At 56.3% G+C, this 8,227-nt stretch carries 6 protein-coding genes; 5 read left to right on the top strand and 1 reads right to left on the bottom strand.

Annotated elements, in window-relative coordinates; all coding sequences use genetic code 11:
• The coding region (leuS, locus tag QNK41_RS06260; protein ID WP_319254871.1) for a leucine--tRNA ligase at nt 1-2,211 on the bottom strand (2,211 nt) is incomplete at its 3' end.
• A gap of 305 nt (nt 2,212-2,516) precedes the next feature.
• On the opposite strand from leuS, the gene QNK41_RS06255 reads away from it, so the two are divergent.
• The 5 genes from QNK41_RS06255 to dprA all read left to right on the top strand — a co-directional run bounded on the left by QNK41_RS06255 (nt 2,517) and on the right by dprA (nt 8,205).
• Nucleotides 2,517-4,010, top strand: a complete 1,494-nt coding sequence (locus QNK41_RS06255; protein ID WP_319254869.1) for an Rne/Rng family ribonuclease — start codon at nt 2,517-2,519, stop codon at nt 4,008-4,010.
• A gap of 183 nt (nt 4,011-4,193) precedes the next feature.
• Nucleotides 4,194-4,568 (top strand): preprotein translocase subunit YajC, encoded by a 375-nt coding sequence (gene yajC, locus QNK41_RS06250; protein ID WP_319254867.1) that lies wholly within the window; start codon nt 4,194-4,196, stop codon nt 4,566-4,568.
• Between the two features lie 138 nt (nt 4,569-4,706).
• Nucleotides 4,707-6,284: a protein translocase subunit SecD gene (gene secD / locus QNK41_RS06245; protein ID WP_413815122.1), complete on the top strand. Its 1,578-nt coding sequence runs from the start codon at nt 4,707-4,709 to the stop codon at nt 6,282-6,284.
• A gap of 73 nt (nt 6,285-6,357) precedes the next feature.
• Complete coding sequence (secF, locus tag QNK41_RS06240; protein WP_319254862.1) at nt 6,358-7,392, top strand: protein translocase subunit SecF; 1,035 nt, start codon at nt 6,358-6,360, stop codon at nt 7,390-7,392.
• A complete protein-coding gene (gene dprA / locus QNK41_RS06235; protein WP_319254860.1) occupies nt 7,393-8,205 on the top strand; it encodes a DNA-processing protein DprA in 813 nt (270 codons plus the stop codon).
• Nucleotides 8,206-8,227 lie beyond the last annotated feature (22 nt).

Here is an 8,227-nt window from a genome sequence, read left to right as displayed (position 1 = left end):
GTTGACCAGTTCCATGACCGCACTGATGACCGTGTTAAAATGAAACCGATCCTCGATATCCTGGGTGACCCGCTTGATGGTCGCATGGGTTTTTCGGTTGAGTTCGCGGAAGGGTCCATTTAACTCCCGGAAGTCACTCGGGCTGGGTTCACCGTCCATCAGCAGCGGCAGCCAGCGTTCGGCCAACCGCCAGACCCGCTGGAGGAAGCGGAAGCTGCCCTCTACCCCCTGTTCGCTCCACTCCAGGTCCCGCTCGGGCGGCGCGGCAAACAGGCAAAAGAGCCGGGTGGTGTCGGCCCCATATTCGTCGAGCAATATGTTGGGGTCGATGACGTTCTTTTTGGATTTGGACATCTTTTCCACCCGCCCGACCGTCACCGGCTGACCGCATTGCAGGCAGGTTCGCCGGTCATCGCCGTCTTCCGCGACCTGTTCGGGAAAAAGGAGGCCATGTTCCTCGCAGGCAGTGGTCTCCTTGCACACCATGCCCTGGGTGAGCAACCGGGTAAAGGGCTCCTTGAATTTCACCAGTCCCAATGATTCGAGCACCCGGGTGAAGTAGCGAGAATAGAGCAGGTGCAAAATCGCGTGTTCCACCCCGCCGATATACTGATCCACCGGCATCCAGTAGTCGACCGCCCGGGTGTCGAACATGGCTGTGTCGCAACGGGGGCTGCAGTAACGCTCGAAATACCATGACGACTCCACGAAGGTGTCCATGGTGTCGGTCTCCCGGCGGGCATCGTCTCGCCCGCACTGGGGGCAGCGGGCCTTGTTAAAGGCCGCTAGCACTGGAAGCGGCGAGCGTCCGCCTTCCAGCAGGTCGGCGTCTTCAGGCAGCACGATAGGCAGGTCCGCCTCGGGTACGGGAACGATGCCGCAGCTGTCGCAGTGAATCATGGGGATAGGCGCGCCCCAGTATCGCTGTCTGGAGATGCCCCAATCCCTCAGGCGGAAGCTGATGGTCTTTTTGCCGATGCCGTTCTGTTCCATGAAGGCGGCGATGGCCTCCATGGCCTCCCGGTTGCCCAAACCGTTGAAATCCCCGGAGTTGACCATGGCACCCTCGCCGGTATAGGCAGCATTCATAGTGCTGCCGTCCAGTTCCTCGTCCTGGAGACTGACCACCACGATAACCGGCAGGCCGTATTTGCGGGCAAAATCGAAATCCCGCTGGTCGTGGGCCGGAACGGACATAACCGCGCCAGTACCGTATTCCATCAGGGCGAAGTTGGCCGTATAGATGGGCATTCGCCTGCCGTTCATGGGGTTGATACAATAAGCGCCGGTAAACACGCCTTCTTTTTCATAGTTTTCGATGGCCTTGGTGGAGCGGTCCTGAAGGGAGATACGCTCGACAAAAGCCGTCACGGAAGCTTCCTGGTCGGTTCCAGCCGACAGCTTGGGAACCAGCGGATGTTCGGGTGCCAGACACATGAAAGTGGCCCCAAAGACCGTGTCCTGGCGTGTGGTGAACACACTGATGGCCGCCTGGCTGTTCTCCACGGGGAACCGGATCTCGGCACCGACACTTTTGCCGATCCAGTTGCGCTGCATGGTGGTCACTTTGTCCGGCCAACCGGGAAGCATGTCGCAATGCACCAACAGGTCTTCGGCAAAGGCGGTAATCTTGAAAAACCACTGCCACAACTTTTTCTGGCGTACCGGTTTGCCGCAGCGCCAGCACAAACCCGCCTCCACCTGCTCGTTGGCCAGCACGGTCTGGCAGGGATCGCACCAGTTCACATAGGATTCTTTGCGGTAGGCCATGCCCCGCTCGGCCATCTTGAGGAAAAGCCACTGCTCCCAGCGGTAGTATTCGGGACGACAGGTGGCCAGTTCCCGGCCCCAGTCATAGGAGAACCCCAGCCTTTTAAGCTGGGCCCGCATGGCGTCAATATTCTCATAGGTCCACTTGGCCGGATGGGTGTCGTTGGCAATGGCCGCATTTTCGGCCGGCATGCCGAAGGCATCCCAGCCCATGGGGTGAAGGACATTGAACCCACGCATCCGCTTGTAGCGGGCCACCACGTCTCCAATGGTGTAATTTCTCACATGTCCCATATGGATTTTGCCTGATGGATAGGGAAACATTTCCAGCAGGTAGTATTTTTTCTGGTCAGTCTCCTCGACGACAGTGAACAGCCGGTCGTCCTGCCAGCGGTTCTGCCACTTGGTTTCGATGGCCTGGGGATCATACCGTGAATCCATGAATCTTCCTATCTTCTTGCGAACATTATTAATTTTGTTAAACTTGCGTGCATCCTCATGCCATAAAGCCAGGTAAATATCAAGAGCCGTTCTGGCCATCCAACGGATCAAAAACACCCTTTTTGCTGGTATTTGCCGGGGTATTTAGACAATCCTGCCGACTAATCGGTCGATCGTTTATCGATTTCGCCGCCCCTCCTTTTTATGGATATCCTCAAAAATCCGTTGACTTGATTGTAACAATTCCTTATTTATACAAATTTGACAATATCAACCAAAAGCGGAAGGAATAGAACCGTCAGCTAATGACTAGTAAAATTCTCATCAATGCAGTCGACCCTGAAGAGGTTCGCCTGGCCATCGTCAAGGACAGCCGCCTGGAAGAATTTCACATCGAAAGCACGGCCTGGGAAATTCTACACAGCAGCATATACAAAGGTGTGATCACCCGCATCGAACCCAGCCTTCAGGCCGTGTTCGTGGACTTCGGTGCCGACCGTCACGGCTTTTTACAGAAGCAGGAGATCCACAGCGACTATTTTCAGGGCCCACCGGCCAACGGCAACACCATCCAGAACCTGGTGAAGCGTGGCCAGGAGTTGATGGTGCAGGTGACCAAGGACCCCATCATGAAAAAAGGAGCCATGCTCACGACTTTCATTTCCTTGCCCGGCCGCTACGCCGTGCTGATGCCGGGAAGCGACAGCCGGGGCATCTCGCGAAAAATTGAAGAGGAAACCGAACGCAATCGGCTAAAGGAAATCGTTGAAAAGTTGGACCTGCCCGATGGCTTCGGCATTATTATCCGCACCGCCGGCCAGGGGTGCACCAAAACCATGCTGGCCAAGGATATCCAATACCTGCTGCGCCTGTGGAAAAGCATCACCGCCCGGGCCGTAAAGGCACAGGCACCCTCTGCCCTGTACAAGGATCGAAACCTGGCCGTCCGCTCCATTCGCGACCACTTTACGCCCGACATCAAAGAAATTCTGATCGACGATGAAGCGGTCCACCAGGAGGTGAAAAGCTTCGTCCAAATCATCGCGCCGAAACAGACCAACATCGTCAAGTTACATAAATCGGACAAACCCCTTTTCACCCGATTCCAGCTGGAAGACCAGATCGCGACCATTTTCGACAACCGGGTTACGCTCAAGTCCGGCGGATCGGTGGTACTGGAGCGCACCGAAGCATTGGTGGCCATCGACGTCAACTCCGGCAAAGGCACCCAGAAAAAAAATGTCGAAGAGACTGCATTGATGACCAACCTGGAAGCCGCGGCCGAGATCGCCCGGCAGCTCAGGATTCGTGACTTGGGGGGCCTCATCGTAGTGGATTTTATCGATATGCGTGAGCAAAAGCACCGCAACCAGGTGGAAAAGACCCTCCGCGCCAGCATGAAACAGGACCGGGCCCGGGTCAAAATTGGTAAAATTTCCAAATTCGGCCTGCTGGAGCTCTCCCGCCAGCGCCTGCGGCCATCCATCGATTTTGGCAGCATGGAAACCTGTTCGCGTTGCGGTGGCAAAGGCCAGGTATCGTCCACGGAATCCCTGGGGCTGAGTTTTTTAAGGAAGCTGAAACTGGATACCCTGAAAGGGGATATCCTGCAGGTTACGGCGCAATTACCTGCCCCGGTGGCAACCTACCTGCTCAATCGCAAACGCAAGGAATTGAGCGACCTGGAGGGCAAACGGGCGATAGGAGTCACCATTATCGCCCGGGATGACATGATCCCCGGCCAGATGGAGGTTGCCTACGATAAAAAAACCAAGGCCGTGGAGACCCCGCCCATATAGGCCTTTACCGCCATTTCAGTCCCACGGTGGATTGCTGTCCACAAGAACCATTTGACGGGGCGGGTGATTTGCAGTATATCAGCGCCACTTTTAACGGTAGCCAAACAAGCGTGACGCCGGTGAACGCGATTTCAATATTACACTGGGGACGCTTGAAATATCTGACAGGAGGTTTTGATACCAATGAATATCGCTTACGCAATGGGAGGAATGGGTGGGGCCAACGGCTCAGGTGGTTCAGGAGGATTCGCGTCGTTTATTCCGCTGATTCTCATGTTTGTCATCTTTTATTTTCTGCTGATCCGTCCCCAACAGAAGAAAACCAAAGAGCACCGGCAGATGGTTGACAATCTGAAAACCGGTGATCGGATTATCACCAGTGGCGGCCTTCACGGCCGGGTCACCGGCGTCTCGGAAAGTGCGCTGACAGTGGAAATCGCTGAAAAAGTTCGCGTGAAAGTCAACCGGGCCAGCGTGACCGCATTGCTGCAGACCACCCCGCCCCCGGCCGCGCCCAAAAAAGAAAAGAAAAACAAAACCGACAGCGGCAAAGCCTAAACCCAAATCGGTTTCTCCTAAAAAGCCCCATTGCCACCGGACCACTAACCCGATTCGACTGCAGCTTCGCCTGCTGTCAGTTCAGAGGTGACACGTCGGCTGGGGCTTTGGCGTGTTTATCGTGAAAGGAACGAAGCGTTGAAGAATCTTTCGTGGAGGCTAATCGTGATTGCGGCGGTCATCATTGCCGCTGTGGTGTATGTGATTCCGACATTTCAACCCGGCGTCTGGCCCCATAATAAAATCAACCTGGGCCTTGATCTTCAGGGCGGCATGCACCTGGTACTGGAGGTTGATGTGGACACGGCCGTTGAAAACACCATCGAACGGGTGGGCCAGGAGATGCGGGATCTGTTGAGAAAAGAACGGATTCGGACCCTAGGCATCGAACGGGTGGAAACCGTCAAGTTGGCCGTTAAAGTAGCCCAAGAGGACAACGTCCAGCGTTTCGAAGAACTGCTGGACGAAGAATTTCGCGATCTTCGGATTGTCGACCGGACCGTCAAGGACGGTGTGCTCAAGATCGTCCTTGACCTTCCCGACCAGGAAGCCGACCATATCCGCAAACTGGCCGTGGGTCAGGCCCTGGAAACCATCCGCAACCGCATTGACCAGTTCGGGGTCAGCGAGCCGGATATCCGCCTTCAGGGAGAAAGACGCATTCTGATCCAGCTACCGGGCATCAAAGACACCCAGCGGGCCAAAGAACTGATCGGCAAGACCGCCCTGCTGGAGTTCAAACTGCTGGACGAGGATCACGACGTAGACGCCGCCCTGAGCGGAAACGTTCCCGCCAGCAGCGAGATCCTTTACGAGACCAAAGAAGACCCGGCCACCCGGCGCGTCCAGAAGATTCCCTATCTGATCAAAAAGCGCACGTCCCTGACCGGAGCGTATCTGACCGATGCCCGGGTGCAGATCGACAGTCAGTACAATGAGCCGTATGTCTCGATCACTTTCGACAAAAAAGGGGCCCGGCTCTTCGAGCGCATTACCGCGGAAAACGTGAAAAAGCGCCTGGCCATCGTGCTGGACAACAACGTCTACTCCGCTCCGGTCATCCAGGACAAAATTGCCGGCGGAGAGGCTCGAATTACGGGAAATTTCACCACCGAAGAAGCCCGGGACCTGGCCATTGTGCTGCGTGCCGGTGCGCTTCCGGCACCCGTCCAGATCCTGGAAGAGCGGACCGTCGGCCCCTCTTTAGGCACCGACTCCATCCAGATGGGCCTGCTTTCCATGTGTGTGGGCGGCATCCTGGTGATCCTGTTCATGGTCGTCTATTACAAAGGATCGGGAATCGTTGCCGATTTCGCCCTGATGCTCAACATCCTGCTCATCGCCGGCGGGTTGGCTGGATTCGGTGCCACGCTCACCCTGCCCGGTATCGCCGGCATCATCCTGACGATCGGCATGGCCGTGGATGCCAACGTGTTGATCTTCGAGCGGATCCGAGAAGAGATGACCCTGGGCAAAACACCCAGGGCCGCCGTGGATGCGGGCTACCAACGGGCAACCCTGACCATTCTGGATGCCAACGTCACCACCCTCATCGCCGCCCTGGTGCTGTTTCAATTCGGCACGGGTCCGGTCAAGGGTTTTGCCGTCACCTTGAGTCTCGGGGTGGTGGCCAGCCTGTTCACCGCGTTGGTGCTGACGCGCGCCATATTCGATTACTTTTTGATCAATCGTAAAGTTCGATCCATCAGCATCTGAGCCGGATGCCCCGGTCCGAGCAGGCAATTAAATCCTGGCCGGCAACGGAAAACCACAATCAAGGACTCGATACATGCAGTTTATCAAACCGGGTATCAACATTAATTTCATTGGGAAACGCAAAATCGCCTTCGTTCTGTCGCTGGCGATGATACTGATCAGCATCGGTTCGCTGCTGGTAAACCGGGGCCCCCGCTACGGGATCGACTTCGCCGGCGGCACCCTGGTCCAGGTCAAATTCGATGCATCCGTCTCCATCGACCAAATCAAATCCGGTCTGGCAACAATGGAACTGGCCGCATCGGCGGTGCAGCAATTTGGCCAGGCGGACGATCATGAATACCTCATTCGCACCGATGCCACTAACCCGGCTATGGAAGGGCTGTCGGAAAAAATCGAAAAGAACCTCATGGAGGCCACCAATGTACCGGTGGAGATCCGTCGAGTTGAAATGGTGGGCCCCCAGGTGGGGCAGGACCTGCGCGAAAAGGCCCTGTTCGCCATGTTTTACGCCCTGCTCTTAATTACCGTTTACATCTCCGGTCGTTTTGAACTGAAATGGGCCATGAGCGGTATCGTAGCGGCCGCCATCATGGGGTCGGTCTACCTGCTATCCCTGTTCCATGTCTCCGTTCCCTTTCTCATGCTGGCCGCCCTGATCGTCTCTTTGGTCATCTTCTGGTTTTTCGAATTCAAGTATGCCATGGGCGCCATCGTCGCCATCATCCACGACGTGACCATCACCGTGGGCATCTTCTCCATCTTCGACAAGGAGTTCACCCTGCCCATCGTGGCAGCGTTGCTGACCATCATCGGCTATTCCCTCAACGACACGATCATCGTCTTCGACCGCATCCGGGAAAACCTGCGCAAGTATCACAAAGAACCCATGACCACGATTTTAAACAAAAGCATCAATGAAACGCTGAGCCGGACCATCCTCACCTCGCTGACCACCCTGATGGTTGTCCTCGCCCTGTTTGTTCTTGGCGGCGGCATCATCCACGATTTCTCCTTTGCCCTCCTGATCGGCGTTTTGGTCGGTACCTATTCGTCAATCTATGTGGCCAGCCCCATCCTGCTGGCCTGGCAGACCCGGAGAAAATAGATGTCTTCATTACGACCCTGGTTCGCCCTAAAAAGCGTGCCAGGAGTCGGCAACCTGTTATTTCGGCGACTGGTGGAACGATTCGGATCGCCGGAAGTCGTGTTTAGCGCAGACGACTCGGCATTGCTGGCGGTTCAAGGGGTCACCTCCCGTCTGATCACAGCCATACGGCGTCACCGGGATACGGATACGGTTGAGCGTGAACTGGAGGCGGTCCAACAAAAGGGATACACCATCGTTACCCAAACCGACCCGCACTATCCCCCGCTGCTGCGCCAGATCCCTGATCCTGCGCCATTTTTATACGTTTACGGGTCGCTGCCGGCCACTGGACTGAACATCGCCGTTGTGGGGTCCCGCAATGCCACCGGTTATGGCATCGCCAGCACGCGACAGCTTTGCATGGATCTTGTCAGGCAGCAGGTGAATATCGTCAGCGGCATGGCCAGGGGGGTGGATACCGCCGCCCATTCAGGCGCCATTGCTGCCGGCGGGGTTACGGTCTCCGTGTTAGGCTCCGGCCTGGATCAGATCTATCCCAAGGAAAATACAGGCCTGTTCCACAAGATCGCGGAAAATGGCGCAGTGGTCACCGAATTTCCCCTCGGCGCCGGTCCCGATGCTCACCATTTTCCGGCCCGCAACCGCATCATCAGCGGTATGTGCCACGGCACGGTGGTGGTGGAGGCCACTGGGCGAAGCGGATCGCTGATCACCGCCCGCCTGGCCGCCGAGCAGAATCGGGAGGTGTTTGCCGTCCCCGGAAACATTCATTCGTTTAAAAGTGTCGGTACCCACACCCTGATCAAGTAGGGCGCAAAACTGGTGGTGCATG

Origin of the sequence: Desulfosarcina sp., from assembly GCF_033791525.1 — a bacterium.
Lineage (GTDB): Bacteria > Desulfobacterota > Desulfobacteria > Desulfobacterales > Desulfosarcinaceae > Desulfosarcina.
The sequence above is the reverse complement of the archived record's forward strand: the minus strand, read 5'-3'. Positions and strand labels throughout refer to the sequence as shown.